We start from the raw sequence: 13829 nt of genomic DNA, 5'->3' as shown, positions 1-13829 counted from the left end.
TTAACCCACCCCCTCCAGACTGATGATCGTATTTCTCGATATTTCAAAGCAAAAATTTCCGCTTTAAATCGATAGATAACTCGCTAGTCTTGGTCGCAGTTTTCACAGGATATGAGCAATGCAGCTACGCAACTCTTCTTCTCGCTATGGCTGGGTCAGCATCGTTTTGCACTGGGGCATTGCACTGGTGGTGTACGGGCTGTTCGCGCTGGGGCTGTGGATGGTCGGCTTGGATTACTACAGCACCTGGCGTAAAGACGCGCCGGACCTGCACAAGAGCATTGGCTTGGTGCTGCTGGCGGTCATGTTGCTGCGGGTGATCTGGCGGGCTGTCAGTCCGCCACCACCGACCTTGTCAACCTATGGCCGCCTGACCCGCGTCGGCGCCAAGCTTGGCCATAGCGCACTGTATCTCGGGTTGTTCGCCGTGATGATTGCCGGTTACCTGATTTCCACCGCAGACGGTGTCGGGATTCCGGTGTTTGGTCTGTTTGAAGTACCCGCGCTGGTGTCCGGACTGCCCGATCAGGCAGACGTTGCCGGCCAGATTCACTTCTACTTGGCATGGGCGCTGGTAATTTTCTCCGGCCTCCATGCGTTGGCAGCATTGAAACACCACTTTATCGATCGTGACGCGACCCTCAAGCGCATGCTGGGACGCCAAGCCTGATGTTCAACCTCGACTCCAAAGGAATAGAAAGCATGTTGAAAAAAACGCTCGCCGCCCTGGCAATCGGTTCTGCCCTGCTGTCGGCCGGTCAGGCCGTGGCTGCCGACTACGTGGTCGACAAGGAAGGCCAACACGCCTTCGTCGACTTCAAGATCAGCCACCTGGGCTATAGCTACATCACCGGTACCTTCAAGGACATCGACGGCAAGTTCAGCTTCGACGCCGCCAAGCCTGAAGACAGCAAGATCGAGTTCAACGTGAACACCGCCAGCGTGTTCACCAACCACGCCGAGCGCGACAAGCACATCGCCAGTGCTGACTTCCTGAACGCGAGCAAATTTGCCAAGGCCACCTTCGTGTCCACCAGCGTCAAATCCACCGGCAAGAACGCTGATGGCAAGGAAACCGCCGACGTGGCTGGTGACCTGACCCTGCTGGGCGTGACCAAGCCTGTCGTGGTCAAAGCCACCTTCCTGGGTGAAGGCAAGGACCCGTGGGGCGGCTACCGTGCCGGCTTCGAAGGGACCACCAGCATCAAGCGTTCCGATTTCGGCAAGCAGAAAGACCTGGGCCCAACGTCCGACGTGGTCGAGCTGTACGTTTCGTTTGAAGGTGTCAAAGCGAAATAACATTCGCGCCTGACAAAAAACGCCCCTGATCTTGGATCAGGGGCGTTTTTTATTGCCGCATGGAATCTTGTGAACCGCACATGACCCCTTGTGGGAGCGAGCCTGCTCGCGATAGCGGTGGGTTAGTCAACCTCTGTACTGGCTGAACCACCGCAATCGCGAGCAGGCTCGCTCCCACGGGGTGAAGTTGGCGTCACTCAAAAAAAATGCCCCTGATCGCGAGATCAGGGGCATTTTTACGGCTTGGAGAAACTCAGCGATTGCGGGTCAGCAGTGCCGGCTTCTCGCCCCGTGGACGGCTTGGCAGTTGATCCAGCTGTTCAGGCGTCGGGAATCGATCGATCTTCGATTCCTTGTGCATGATCTTCGGCTGGTTACCACGAGGGGCTTGCACGGCAGGTTCCTGACGAGGCTGCTCGTCACGTGCTGGGCGGCGAGGGCGGGAGTCTTCGCGGCGGGCCTGGCCGTCACGAGGTGCGCCGTTGCGCGGGCCGCTGCGCTTGGCCGGCGGGGTGCCGGTGGACGAGCCGTTGCTGTTGCGCGGGCCGTTCTGACGCCCCTGGGATTGGCCACGAGGAGCACCTGCGCCCGCCGCGCCCTGTGCCGGTGCGCCAGGACGACGTCCGCGACCCTGGGCGGGTTTCTGCTGCGGCACGTAATCGACGCGGTTGCCGAAGTTATCGATATCGTCGTCCAGGAACTCGTCCGGTGCGCGATCGGCAGCTGCACGTGGTGCCGGGCGCTGCTGTTCACGGGCCGGAGTACCTTCGCGAGGCTTGTGCTCGCGAGCCGGGCGTTCGCCTCGACTGGTGCTGGCCGATTTTTCCTTGCCCTTGTCCTTGCCTTTGTCTTTACGGCCGCCGCCACCACCGCCGCCGCCATTTGGACCGTCACCGCGAGGGCCACGGGCATTGCGTGGGTTGCGCACGTCCGGACGTTCACGCACTTCAGGCTTCTCGGCCTCGATGGTGCTGGCATCGAAGCCCATCAGGTCGCCATCGGCGATTTTCTGCTTGGTCATGCGCTCGATGCTTTTGAGCAGTTTCTCTTCGTCCGGCGCGACCAGCGAGATCGCTTCGCCCGAACGGCCGGCCCGGCCAGTACGGCCGATACGGTGTACGTAGTCTTCATCGACGTTCGGCAACTCGAAGTTGACCACGTGGGGCAACTGGTCGATGTCCAGACCGCGAGCGGCGATGTCGGTGGCAACCAGAATGCGCACTTCGCCGGCCTTGAAGTCGGCCAGGGCCTTGGTGCGGGCGTTCTGGCTCTTGTTACCGTGGATCGCCACGGCCGGCAGGCCATGCTTGTCCAGGTACTCGGCCAGACGGTTGGCGCCGTGCTTGGTGCGGGTGAACACCAGGACCTGTTCCCAGGCGCCGGCGGTAATCAGGTGCGCCAACAGGGCACGCTTGTGGCTGGCCGCCAGGCGGAACACACGTTGTTCGATGCGCTCGACCGTGGTGTTTGGCGGTGTGACTTCAATGCGTTCCGGGTTGTGCAGCAGCTTGCCGGCCAGGTCGGTGATGTCCTTGGAGAACGTCGCCGAGAACAGCAGGTTCTGACGCTTGGCGGGCAGGCGGGCCAGCACTTTCTTCACGTCATGGACAAAGCCCATGTCGAGCATGCGGTCGGCTTCGTCCAGCACGAGGATTTCCACGTGGGACAGATCGACGCTGCCCTGGCCGGCCAGGTCGAGCAAACGACCCGGACAGGCCACCAGCACGTCGACGCCACGGGCCATGGCCTGGACCTGAGGGTTCATGCCAACGCCGCCGAAAATGCAGGCACTGACGAATTTCAGGTCGCGAGCATAGATCTTGAAGCTCTCGTGTACCTGGGCCGCCAGTTCGCGGGTTGGGGTCAGGACCAGGACGCGCGGTTGGCGCGGGCCGTGACGCTGGGATTTGTCTGGGTGACCGTTGGGGAAAAGCCGCTCCAGGATAGGGAGGGCAAAACCACCGGTTTTACCAGTGCCTGTCTGCGCCGCGACCATCAGATCGCGACCTTGCAACACGGCGGGGATGGCCCGCTGTTGCACCGGGGTAGGCTGGGTGTAGCCGGCAGCCTCGATGGCGCGGACTAAAGCCTCGGAGAGACCGAGGGAAGCAAAGGACATGAGTAATCCTGTTTTAGTGAGGGCCTGGCCCAATGGGATAGTCTTGCCGGGCGCGAATGACGTTCAACAAAAAGACGTCATCCCGTCCGGTCCTGCCGAGTCTGGAAGGCAGGTCCGGACAGGGCTCGCGCGGGCTGGAAGCTGCGCTGTAGCGGTGTCGGGATGCCTTTTGCAAGACCGGGCGTCCGGGCGTGAGCCTGGCGGGAAGGCCGGAGTATAACAGAGCAAACGCCGCGCGCCGCTTTCCTGCTGCTCAACGGTTTATTTCAACGCTGCACCGGGCTGGACGGTTCGGTCCTGGCAGACGGAACGGCGCCATAGCGGGCGATCAGCTCGGCATAGGCCGGTTCGCGCTTGAAGCGCTTGAGTTCGGCGCTGAAGCGCTGCACCAGCAGATCCATCCCGGCGTTGCGCCGCACCGCCAGGTATTGGCTTTGACGGCTCACAACCACGGGGTTTTCGGTGATCTGGTCGCCCAGTTGCATTTGCTTGAGTACGTGCCGACCCACCCGGCGGTCGGTGATGAGCAGGTCAATCCGGCCCAGTTGCAACTTGCCGAAGTTGGCTTCATGGGTGGGTGCCGTCTCACGTTTGAACAGGGTCGACTCACTGAAGGCCTGGCTGTACAGATAGCCGGGCGAGGTGCCCACGGTCAGGCCGCCCAAGTCATCCAGCGTGCGAAAGGGATGGGGACGGGCGTTGGCGTAGAACATCACGAACTCCACGTCCGAAAGCGGTTCGCTGGGGTAAAGCAGCATGGCGTCGCGTTCGTTGCTGTGGAAAATGTCCAGCGCACCGTCCGCCAGGCCCTGCTCAAGCATCGCCAGGCAACGTTTCCACGGCAGCAGTTGCCATTGCACATCAATGCCCAGGCGCTTGAACACAATGGCGGTGGTTTCGTAGTCGAGTCCCAGCACCTGGCCGTTCTCTTCGTAGACATAAGGCGCCCAGGGTTCGGTGACAATGCGCAGCTTCTCGGCCCGGGCATCCATGCTCAGGTACAGGAGGACAAAGGTGGTCAGTAACCGGGTGATGAAGGGCATGGCCTGAGGTTACGACGAGAGCTCATCAAATAGCTAGAGCCCTCTGGCCCGCGGTCTGGTCGTCTTTCGACATAGGACGAACGAAAAAGCCTTGGTTTTCGCCAAGGCTTTTATACACCGCCGAACTAAGTCATTAACGCGGCAGCTTGAGGTTATTCCATACCGCGAGGCTGGGCTCGGCCTGGTTCAGGGTATAGAAATGCAGCCCCGGTGCCCCGCCTTGTAACAAGCGTTCACACATTTGTGTGATGACTTGCTCTCCGAAGCTTTGGATGCTGGATGTGTCGTCGCCGTAGGCTTCCAGCTGCTTGCGGATCCAGCGTGGGATTTCTGCCCCGCAGGCGTCGGAAAAACGCGCGAGTTTGCTGTAGTTGGTGATTGGCATGATCCCCGGCACGACAGGAATGTCGACGCCCATCTTGCGTACGCGGTCGACAAAGTAGAAGTAGCTGTCAGCGTTGAAGAAGTACTGGGTGATCGCGCTGTTGGCGCCGGCGTTGGCCTTGCGTACGAAGTTGAGCAGGTCGTCTTCGAAGTTGCGTGCCTGGGGGTGCATCTCTGGGTAGGCCGCCACTTCGATATGGAAGTGCTCACCGGTTTCTTCACGAATGAATTCAACCAGGTCGTTGGCGTGGCGCAGTTCGCCGCTCGCCATGCCCATACCCGAGGGCAGGTCACCGCGCAGGGCCACGATACGGGTGATGCCGGCAGCCTTGTACTGGCTCAACAGGCTGCGCAGATCGGCTTTGCTGTCACCCACGCAGGACAGGTGCGGGGCGGCGGGGATTTTGACTTCACTTTCGAGCTGCAACACGGTGTTGATCGTGCGGTCACGGGTCGAACCGCCAGCGCCATAGGTGCAGGAGAAGAAGTCGGGGTTGTAACTCGCCAACTGACGGGCAGTGGCGATCAGTTTTTCATGCCCAGCATCGGTCTTCGTCGGGAAGAACTCGAAGCTGTAGCGACGGTCTTGGGACATGGTCATATCCTTGGAAACTCGTAGGCCGGTGAGGCTTGCATATCCCTTCTGGAAGCGGACTCATGTGGGAGCGAGCCTGCTCGCGATTGGCATCACCTCGGTCTGACAGTCAGATCAAGGTGTCTGCATCGCGAGCAGGCTCGCTCCCACAGGTCCGCTCCACCAAGGAGGCAGCGCCGATCAGTAGCGGTAAGCGTGCGGCTTGAACGGGCCTTCGACGGTCACGCCGATGTAGTCAGCCTGTTGCTTGGTCAGTTTGGTGACCACGCCGCCGAAACCGCGGACCATTTCCAGGGCCACTTCTTCGTCGAGTTTCTTGGGCAGCACTTCCACGGTCAGGCGCTCGGCTTTCTGGGCTGGCGACAGGTCGGCGTATTTCTGGCCGAACAGGAAAATCTGCGCCAGGACCTGGTTGGCAAACGAGCCGTCCATGATGCGGCTTGGGTGGCCGGTGGCGTTGCCCAGGTTTACCAGACGGCCTTCGGCCAGCAGGATCAGGTAGTCATCGTTCTGTGGGTCGAAGCTGCCGGCGCCGGTGCGATGCACCTTGTGGACCTGTGGCTTCACTTCTTCCCATGCCCAGTTCTTGCGCATGAAAGCGGTGTCGATTTCATTGTCGAAGTGGCCGATGTTGCAGACCACGGCGCGCTTTTTCAGGGCCTTGAGCATGTTCGCGTCGCAGACATTGACGTTACCGGTGGTGGTCACGATCAAGTCGATCTTGCCCAGCAGCGCTTTGTCGATGCTTGCTTCGGTGCCATCGTTGTTACCGTCGATGAATGGCGAAACCAGCTCGAAGCCGTCCATGCAGGCCTGCATGGCGCAGATCGGGTCGACTTCGGACACCTTGACGATCATGCCTTCCTGGCGCAGGGACTGAGCCGAGCCCTTGCCCACGTCACCGTAGCCGATGACCAGCGCCTGCTTGCCCGACAGCAGGTGGTCGGTACCGCGCTTGATGGCGTCGTTGAGGCTGTGACGGCAGCCGTACTTGTTGTCGTTCTTGCTCTTGGTCACCGAGTCGTTGACGTTGATGGCCGGGATCTTCAGTTCGCCCTTGGCCAGCATGTCCAGCAGGCGGTGTACGCCGGTGGTGGTCTCTTCGGTCACGCCGTGGACGTTGTCCAGTACGGCTGGGTATTTCTTGTGCAGCAGTTCGGTCAGGTCGCCGCCGTCGTCAAGAATCATGTTGGTGGCCCATGGCTGGCCATCCTTGAGGATGGTCTGCTCCAGGCACCATTCGTATTCCTCTTCGGTCTCGCCCTTCCAGGCAAATACCGGGATACCGGCAGCGGCAATGGCGGCAGCGGCCTGGTCCTGGGTCGAGAAGATGTTGCAGGACGACCAGCGCACTTCCGCACCCAGGGCAACCAGGGTTTCGATCAGCACGGCGGTCTGAATGGTCATGTGGATGCAGCCGAGGATCTTCGCGCCCTTGAGCGGTTGCTCGCCGGCGTATTTGCGACGCAGGCCCATCAGGGCTGGCATTTCGGATTCGGCGATGATGATTTCGCGACGACCCCAGGCAGCCAGGGACATGTCGGCGACTTTGTAATCGGTAAAATCTGCAGGCGTGATAACAGCGCTCATGAAGAGCCTCCATTCGTAATGTATGCGAATGGGCGCCGTTGTGCGTTTAGTGTCCGTGCGGGATGCCCCGTACAAACAACGCCCCATCCGAGCCTGACAGGTCGAACCTGCTGCAGCGCCCCTCGGACAGGTGGCGGGAACGGTCCAAAGCGAGGACCGAGGTAAAGCGGTGGCGATTATAACGGGCTAATCGGATCTTCCAAAGGGTTTCTGTCGGCAAATCAAAATTGCCGATGATCGTTATTGGGGCCACGACATAGAGCCACGCTGCCCGGTCTGCCATGATGCAGGCATCCATCGGCCAGACGCTCAGGAGTGAACATGAATTTCCACACCCGCAAGTGGGTCAAGCCCGAAGACCTCAACCCCAACGGCACGCTGTTTGGCGGCAGTCTGTTGCGCTGGATCGACGAGGAAGCGGCGATCTATGCCATTGTCCAGCTCGGCAACCAGCGTGTGGTTACCAAATACATCTCCGAAATCAACTTCGTCAGCGCTTCGCGCCAGGGCGACATCATCGAGCTGGGCATCACCGCCACCGAATTCGGCCGCACCTCGATCACCCTGACCTGCGAAGTGCGCAACAAGATCACCCGTAAAAGCATCCTGACTGTGGAGAAGATGGTTTTCGTCAATCTTGGGGAGGATGGCCTGCCGGCGCCGCACGGCCGGACCGAGATCAGGTACGTCAAGGATCAGTTTCAGGACGATATTGCCAGTGCATGAGATCGGCGGCGTCGCCAATCGCGAGCAGGCTCGCTCTCACATGGCCTTGCGGTCGATCGCAGCATTGTTGTCTACCACCCATCCCTTGTGGGAGTGAGCCTGCTCGCGACGGCAGTGCTTCAAGCTCCTGGATTTCATCCGCCACTGAACAGCTCCGAAGGCCGCGTGTCGTAGGTACATCACGCCACCGGTTCAGGAGCTCCATGGACACTCGTAAAGACGGCAAGACCCCTGATCTTTCGGCACAGGAAAAGCACGAAGTCGACCGCAATCAGCCACCGCGGGCCGCAGTGCTGCATGAAATTATCCGGACCCAGGGCAATCAGGAACTGGAGCGCAGTGTCGCCGCGCTTTGGTGGTCGGCCCTGGCCGCCGGGTTGACCATGGGCCTGTCGCTGATGGCGATGGGGCTGCTCAATTCCCGCTTGCCCGAGGGTGAAGCCTTCAAGGTGATCGCCAGCTTCGGCTACTGCGCCGGTTTTCTCGCGGTGATTCTTGCCCGCCAGCAGTTGTTCACCGAAAACACCTTGACCGCCGTGCTGCCCATCATGAGCAAACCCACCTTGGGCAACTTCGGCCGTCTGTTCCGCCTGTGGGGTGTGGTGCTGGTGGGCAACCTGTGCGGGACCTTGCTGGTGGCCTATGTGATGCTGCATCTGCCGATTTTCGACCGCCGCACCGATATGGCTTTTCTGGAGATCGGTCGCAAGGTCATGGAAAACGACACCGGCCAGATGTTCGCCAAGGGCATCATTTCAGGCTGGATGATCGCCACCATGGTCTGGATGATCCCGTCCATGGAGAGCGCCAAGATGTGGATCATCATCCTCATCACCTACCTGATGGCGCTTGGGGATTTCACCCACATTGTCGTCGGCTCGGCCGAAGTGTCCTATCTGGTGTTCGCCGGCCAGCTGTCGTGGGAGGACTTCTGGATGGTGTTTGCCGGGCCGACCCTGGCAGGGAACATCATTGGTGGCAGTTTCATCTTTGCGCTGCTGAGTCATGCCCAGGTGCGGAGCGAGACCGGCCAGCCTAGTCGGCCACACCCACCAGGGCGTCCTGACGACGCTGACGATAAATAAAATACAGTGCTGTCAACACGGTCAGCCCGCCCACCAGAGCGCCGGTCCATGGCAGGTCCGCCAGGTCGGCGCCGCTGGCCACCACCAGGCCGCCAATCCAGGCACCCGCCGCGTTGCCAAGGTTGAACGCGCTCTGGTTCAGGGTCGAGCCCAGGTTCGGCGCTTCTTGGGCCTGGTCGATGACCAGCAATTGCAGGATCGGACACAGTGCAAAGGCGAACACACCCCATAGGACCAGGGTAATCGCTGCTGGAACCACCGACCGGCTGGTCTGGCTGAACGCGGCCAGTACCAGCACCACCGCCAGGGCCATGGCTACCAGCGAAGGCAGCAGGCGCCGGTCCGCCAGCCGTCCGCCGAGGAAACTGCCCGCTGTCAGGCCGACACCGAACAGCAGCAGCATGAGCGTGATGCCGTGGGGGCTGACCCCCGTGATGTCCTGCAGGATCGGCGCGATGTAGGTGAACACGCTGAACAGGCTGGTGGAGGCCAGCACGCTCATGCCCAGGGCCAGCAACACGTTGGCCTTGCCCAGCACTCTGAACTCGCTGGCCAGATTGGCCTTCTCCATGGGAATTTCCCGGGGCAGCCAGACCCATTGGGCAAGGGCGGCAATGATCCCGATGACCGATACTGCCCAGAAGGTCGAGCGCCAGCCGGCATATTGGCCCAACGCAGTGCCCAAGGGCACGCCCAGCACATTGGCCAGGGTCAGTCCTGTGAACATCATCGCAATGGCCTGGGCCCGTTTGTTCGGTGCCACCAGTCCGGCCGCGACCACCGAGCCGATCCCGAAGAATGCCCCGTGGCACAGTGCGGTGATGACCCGGGCGGCCATCAGCGTGGCGTAGTTCGGCGCCAGGGCGCAGAGCACGTTGCCGACGATGAACATCAGCGTCATGCCCAGCAGCGTTGCCTTGCGCGGCATGTTGGCGGTGCCGATGGCCAGGATCGGCGCGCCGAACACCACGCCCAGGGCGTACCCGGTAATCAGCAGCCCGGCCTGGGGAATGCTCACGGCCAGGTCACGGGCGACATCGGGCAACAGCCCCATGATGACGAATTCGGTGGTGCCGATGCCAAAAGCGGCGACGGCCAAAGCAAGCAAGGCGAGTGGCATGCGCAAGGTCTCTGTCTGTAGTCTTGACGCTCTGATCAGGCATACGCATGCCGATGCGCCGGTTCGGATGAAACGGGGCAGCAGCAAAATTATTGGAATTGGTTTATGCGCAACTGAGTGCGGCGTGGTCGTTTGCAGTATAAACGGGCGCTGATGGATGGCGAATCAATTCTCTGGACGCAATAAGGAGCGTGCTGTGCTGGCAACGGCCTTGGTATTGGTCGCCGCGCTGTTGCATGCGGCATGGAATACGCTGATCAAGTTCAGTGGCGAGCGTTTGCTGGTGGTGGCGTGCATGGACAGCGTCGCGTTGCTGTTAGTGGTGCTGGCGCTGGGCTTCGTGGCGTTGCCACCGCTGGAGATCTGGCCGTGGATCCTGGCGTCGGCGGCATTCGAGCTGTTGTACCGCTATCTGTTGATTCAGGCGTATCGGGTGGGTGACCTGGGGCTGGTCTATCCGCTGATGCGTGGTCTGTCGCCATTGGTGGTGCTGGCTTTGACGTTGATCTTCGCCGGAGAAGTGCTGACAACCCATCAGATCATCGGCATCTTGCTGATCCCGTTCGGCATGCTGTGCCTGTTGTGGCAGGGCGGTGGTGGCGAACGGTTGCCCTGGTCGATGCTACCGGTGGTGGCGCTGATCGGCCTGTGCATCGGCTGCTACACCTTTATTGACGGCCATGCCCTGCGGCGCTGGCCCCGGCCACTGGATTACCTGGCCTGGGTCACGCTGCTCAGTGCCTGGCCCTTTCCGTTGCTGGCGCTGGTGCGCAAACGACCTGCGTTCATGCTGTTTTGGCGTGAACAGTGGCGGCTGGGGTTGGCGGTCGGGTTTTGCGTATTGTTGAGCTACGCTCTGGTGCTGTGGGCCATGCAACTGGGCTCGATTGCCGAAGCGGCTGCGCTGCGGGAGATCAGCGTGATCCTGGTGGTGTTGTTTGGCATGCGCTACCTGAAAGAACCTTTCGGCCGGCCGCGGCTCTTAGCCTGCGGGCTGGTGCTGATTGGCATGTTGGTGATGAAATTCTGACCAGTGCCTCGATTCTGTTTTTCTATAACACTCAAAGAAGGAACTGCTTCATGACGGTTGCCCTGTGGTGCATTTTGATTGCCTTTCTCCTGCCTTACCTGTGCATTGCGATCGCCAAGGCCGGTGGAAAGTACCGGTTGAGCGACAACCACGACCCTCGGGATTTTCTGGACTCGCTCGAAGGAGCCCCCCGGCGTGCATACGCCGCGCAACTGAACAGCTTTGAAATCGCCCCGTTTTTCGCCGCTGCCGTGATCGTCGCGCACCTGGCCGGCAATGCCGAGCTTGTGACCATCAACGTGCTGGCGGTGCTGTTTATCACCAGTCGTCTGCTGTACATCATCTGCTATCTGGCGGATTGGGCGATCTTGCGTTCGCTGGTGTGGTTCGTGGGGGTAGGGTTGGTGTTGAGTTTCTTCTTCGTTTCGGTCTGAGCCTGGCGGTTGAGTCCCGTTGTCTGTGCTGGCCCCATCGCGAGCAGGCTCGCTCCCACAGTTGATCTCCAGTGGACACATGTTTTGTGTACGACTAGATCCAATGTGGGAGCGAGCCTGCTCGCGATGGCGCCGGTACAGTCAGCCCACTTCTCAGGGATTGGCGGTGACCGTATTGGCAACCTGCGGCACCTGCGGCACCTGCGGCAATGCCATGCCCTTGGGCCACAGCATCCAGATCTGCCCCTGTTGTTTCATATCCCCGGCCAGGTTTCCCGCTGCTTCGCCGGTGCCCCAGAACAGATCCGCCCGTACTTCGCCGGCAATTGCGCCGCCGGTGTCCTGAGCCGCGACCGGGCGGTTCAATGCACTGCCGTCAGGGCGGGTGGTGGACAACCACAACAGGCTTCCCAGAGGAATCACCTTGCGATCCACCGCCACGCTGTAGCCGGCGGTCAGCGGCACATTCAGTGAGCCCCGCGGCCCTTCGTTGCTGTCGGGGTTGCGGTTGAAAAACACGTAGCTGGGGTTGCTGCCCAGTAATTCGGGAATCCGGTTCGGGTTGGCTTTTGCCCAGGCACTGATGGTGCCCATGGTCACCTCTTCTTTCTTCAGTTCGCCCTGTTCGACCAGCCAGCGCCCGATGGGCCGGTAAGGGTGGCCGTTCTGGTCGGCATAGCCGATGCGCAACTGGCGGCCGTCATCGAGTCGAATGCGGCCCGAGCCCTGGATTTGCAGGAATTGCAGGTTCATCGGGTCTGTCAGCCAGGCGATCACCGGCGCCTTTACCCCGTTGGTTTCGATGGTGGCCGCGTCGTCGTAGGGCTTGAGCACTCGGCCTTCGAGGCGACCGCGCAGGCGCTTGCCCTTGAGCTCGGGGTAAATACTGTCCAGCGACACGATGATCATGTCCTCCGGCACCCCGTACACCGGGATGTTGGCGCTGGCAGTCTGGGTGAGGCTGCCGGGGTAGACCGGTTCGTAGTAACCGGTAATCAGACCGTTGGGGCTGTTGCCACCCGAGCGCAGGCCGTAGACATCCAGGTTCTGCTTCAGAAAGTTGCGCACATCTACAGCGGTCAGCGGCACATTGGCCGCCGCCGCGCAGGTGGCACCCCACACCGCGTCGGCCTTGAGCCGGGTGCAGGCGCTGCGCCAGGAGCCAAAGCCCGCCAGCAGGTCTTCGTCGGACACCGATGGCAAGGCTTCCCACGGTGCGCTGACATAAGTAGCGACGGCGTGAGTCTGGGGCTCTTCGGCTTTGTCGCCGCGATTGCAACCGGCCAACAGCGCGATAAGCGGTAGGGTCAGCGCCAGGCCTTTGTGCCAGCTCTTGAAACTGTGCATGAGATTTCCTTGCCGGTCGTACGGACGCTCCAGGCGTCCAGACAACCCGTATTGATAATAGGGCTATTGGTCTTTGCCGATGACCCGAGGATACTAACCGCCGTTTCCTGCTCCGAGGCCAAGATGTTTGTAAAACGATTTTCCATGGCCGTGCTGGCCTGCCTGATGTTGTCCGCCTGTGGCGGTGTCGATCCCAATTCCCCGCTGGGCCAACGCAAAGCGATCTTCAAGCAGATGCTCAAGACCAACGAAGAGTTGGGTGGCATGTTGCGCGGTCGCATCCCGTTCGACGGCCCGCGCTTTGCCGAGGGCGCGGTGCAACTTGATCAACTGTCCCGCGAGCCGTGGAAGCATTTCCCGCAAGTGCGTGAAGAAGACCACACCAGTGCCCGGGATGAGGTCTGGCAAAAACAGGCGCGTTTCCAGGAACTGGCCCGCAGCCTTGAAGCCGCCACCGGTGAGTTGGTAACCGCCAGCAAGGTCCAGCCGTACAGGGCCAGCAACCTGGGGCCTGCGGTGCAGAAAGTAGAGGACGCGTGCAGTGCCTGCCATAAAGAGTTTCGGGATTATTGAGTAGGGGCAGCTGCAAGTTTTTAGCTGCAAGCTGCAAGCTGCAAGCTGCAAGTGTGAAGCTTGGGGCTTGCAGCTTGAAACTTGCCGCTTATTTATCCAACTCATCCACCGCTTCCTGCAACTCTTTGCGCGAAGCCGCCAGCTTGTCCTTGCGTTTGTTGATCCGCTGCGCGTCGCCTTTTTTCATGGCTTTGTCCAGATCGGCCTGACGCTGGTTTACTTCGTGCTTGGCTTCAAGAACCTTGTTTTCACGTTCCTTGCGCAGGGACGCGTCGGTGCAATGGGTGGTGACCTGGCTTAATGCTGTTTCCAGGCCGGCTTGCTGGTCTTTGTTGTCGCGGGACTTGGCCAGCTCGATTTGATTGATGATGCCCTGGCGCTTGGCTGCGCAGCCGGTGAGTTCCGGTGTTTGCTCGGCTGCCATCAGGGGGGCGGCCATAGCGCTGCATAGTGTCAGCAGTGCGATAGGAGACAGGAAATTCAT

At 60.7% G+C, this 13829-nt stretch carries 13 protein-coding genes, 1 pseudogene and 1 riboswitch; of the genes and pseudogenes, 7 read left to right on the top strand and 7 right to left on the bottom strand.

The genetic code is table 11. From position 1 onward, the window contains the following. The first annotated feature begins 118 nt into the window (after positions 1-118). Positions 119-670, top strand: a complete 552-nt coding sequence (locus GKKCFE_RS23930) for a cytochrome b (protein ID WP_445577178.1) — start codon at positions 119-121, stop codon at positions 668-670. 32 nt (positions 671-702) lie between these two features. After that, a complete protein-coding gene (locus tag GKKCFE_RS23925; protein ID WP_445577177.1) occupies positions 703-1299 on the top strand; it encodes a YceI family protein in 597 nt (198 codons plus the stop codon). Between the two features lie 253 nt (positions 1300-1552). On the opposite strand, the gene GKKCFE_RS23920 is transcribed toward GKKCFE_RS23925, so the two are convergent. The 4 genes and pseudogenes from GKKCFE_RS23920 to ahcY all read right to left on the bottom strand — a co-directional run bounded on the left by GKKCFE_RS23920 (position 1553) and on the right by ahcY (position 7030). Continuing rightward, entirely contained in the window at positions 1553-3418 is a 1866-nt protein-coding gene (locus GKKCFE_RS23920) for a DEAD/DEAH box helicase (RefSeq protein ID WP_047230429.1), read from the bottom strand. A 261-nt stretch (positions 3419-3679) separates the two neighbouring features. Continuing rightward, positions 3680-4461, bottom strand: a pseudogene (locus tag GKKCFE_RS23915) (substrate-binding periplasmic protein). Positions 4462-4594: 133 nt separating this feature from the next. Next, positions 4595-5440 carry a methylenetetrahydrofolate reductase [NAD(P)H] gene (gene metF, locus GKKCFE_RS23910; RefSeq protein ID WP_047230426.1) on the bottom strand — a complete coding sequence of 282 codons (846 nt, stop codon included), beginning with the start codon at positions 5438-5440 and terminating at the stop codon, positions 4595-4597. Positions 5441-5620: 180 nt separating this feature from the next. Beyond that, the gene (gene ahcY / locus GKKCFE_RS23905) at positions 5621-7030 is read right to left on the bottom strand and encodes an adenosylhomocysteinase (protein WP_076383373.1); all 1410 of its coding nucleotides are present in this window, start codon (positions 7028-7030) and stop codon (positions 5621-5623) included. Between the two features lie 23 nt (positions 7031-7053). Beyond that, positions 7054-7160: riboswitch (S-adenosyl-L-homocysteine riboswitch) on the bottom strand. A 191-nt stretch (positions 7161-7351) separates the two neighbouring features. Here ahcY and GKKCFE_RS23900 point away from each other — a divergent pair. Continuing rightward, positions 7352-7756, top strand: a complete 405-nt coding sequence (locus GKKCFE_RS23900) for an acyl-CoA thioesterase (RefSeq protein ID WP_188251837.1) — start codon at positions 7352-7354, stop codon at positions 7754-7756. A 203-nt stretch (positions 7757-7959) separates the two neighbouring features. Continuing rightward, positions 7960-8841 (top strand): formate/nitrite transporter family protein, encoded by an 882-nt coding sequence (locus tag GKKCFE_RS23895; RefSeq protein WP_047230423.1) that lies wholly within the window; start codon positions 7960-7962, stop codon positions 8839-8841. Here GKKCFE_RS23895 and GKKCFE_RS23890 read toward each other — a convergent pair. Then, positions 8792-9961: an MFS transporter gene (locus GKKCFE_RS23890; RefSeq protein WP_445577176.1), complete on the bottom strand. Its 1170-nt coding sequence runs from the start codon at positions 9959-9961 to the stop codon at positions 8792-8794. The two genes, GKKCFE_RS23895 and GKKCFE_RS23890, sit on opposite strands and share 50 nt — an antisense overlap. Positions 9962-10157: 196 nt before the next feature. On the opposite strand from GKKCFE_RS23890, the gene GKKCFE_RS23885 reads away from it, so the two are divergent. Further along, a complete protein-coding gene (locus tag GKKCFE_RS23885) occupies positions 10158-10991 on the top strand; it encodes an EamA family transporter (protein WP_188251835.1) in 834 nt (277 codons plus the stop codon). A 50-nt stretch (positions 10992-11041) separates the two neighbouring features. Then, complete coding sequence (locus tag GKKCFE_RS23880; protein WP_047230420.1) at positions 11042-11425, top strand: MAPEG family protein; 384 nt, start codon at positions 11042-11044, stop codon at positions 11423-11425. A 153-nt stretch (positions 11426-11578) separates the two neighbouring features. Here GKKCFE_RS23880 and mltA read toward each other — a convergent pair whose 3' ends face one another. After that, complete coding sequence (gene mltA, locus GKKCFE_RS23875; RefSeq protein WP_445577175.1) at positions 11579-12772, bottom strand: murein transglycosylase A; 1194 nt, start codon at positions 12770-12772, stop codon at positions 11579-11581. 123 nt (positions 12773-12895) lie between these two features. On the opposite strand from mltA, the gene GKKCFE_RS23870 reads away from it, so the two are divergent. Continuing rightward, positions 12896-13345, top strand: a complete 450-nt coding sequence (locus tag GKKCFE_RS23870) for a c-type cytochrome (protein WP_047230418.1) — start codon at positions 12896-12898, stop codon at positions 13343-13345. Positions 13346-13433: 88 nt separating this feature from the next. On the opposite strand, the gene GKKCFE_RS23865 is transcribed toward GKKCFE_RS23870, so the two are convergent. Beyond that, on the bottom strand, positions 13434-13829 hold the full coding sequence (locus tag GKKCFE_RS23865; RefSeq protein ID WP_047230417.1) for a DUF1090 domain-containing protein: 396 nt from the start codon (positions 13827-13829) through the stop codon (positions 13434-13436).

The organism is Pseudomonas sp. E141 (genome assembly GCF_052659885.1).
Note: the sequence above shows the minus strand (reverse complement) of the source record. Positions and strands in the feature narration are given on the sequence as shown.

Coding starts and splice junctions, on each gene's coding strand:
- GKKCFE_RS23895 (WP_047230423.1), top strand. CDS start 7,960: ATGGACACTCGTAAAGACGGCAAGACCCCTGATCTTTCGGCACAGGAA.
- GKKCFE_RS23920 (WP_047230429.1), bottom strand. CDS start 3,418: ATGTCCTTTGCTTCCCTCGGTCTCTCCGAGGCTTTAGTCCGCGCCATC.
- GKKCFE_RS23930 (WP_445577178.1), top strand. CDS start 119: ATGCAGCTACGCAACTCTTCTTCTCGCTATGGCTGGGTCAGCATCGTT.
- GKKCFE_RS23925 (WP_445577177.1), top strand. CDS start 703: ATGTTGAAAAAAACGCTCGCCGCCCTGGCAATCGGTTCTGCCCTGCTG.
- metF (WP_047230426.1), bottom strand. CDS start 5,440: ATGTCCCAAGACCGTCGCTACAGCTTCGAGTTCTTCCCGACGAAGACC.
- GKKCFE_RS23900 (WP_188251837.1), top strand. CDS start 7,352: ATGAATTTCCACACCCGCAAGTGGGTCAAGCCCGAAGACCTCAACCCC.
- GKKCFE_RS23880 (WP_047230420.1), top strand. CDS start 11,042: ATGACGGTTGCCCTGTGGTGCATTTTGATTGCCTTTCTCCTGCCTTAC.
- GKKCFE_RS23870 (WP_047230418.1), top strand. CDS start 12,896: ATGTTTGTAAAACGATTTTCCATGGCCGTGCTGGCCTGCCTGATGTTG.
- ahcY (WP_076383373.1), bottom strand. CDS start 7,030: ATGAGCGCTGTTATCACGCCTGCAGATTTTACCGATTACAAAGTCGCC.
- GKKCFE_RS23890 (WP_445577176.1), bottom strand. CDS start 9,961: ATGCCACTCGCCTTGCTTGCTTTGGCCGTCGCCGCTTTTGGCATCGGC.
- GKKCFE_RS23865 (WP_047230417.1), bottom strand. CDS start 13,829: ATGAATTTCCTGTCTCCTATCGCACTGCTGACACTATGCAGCGCTATG.
- mltA (WP_445577175.1), bottom strand. CDS start 12,772: ATGCACAGTTTCAAGAGCTGGCACAAAGGCCTGGCGCTGACCCTACCG.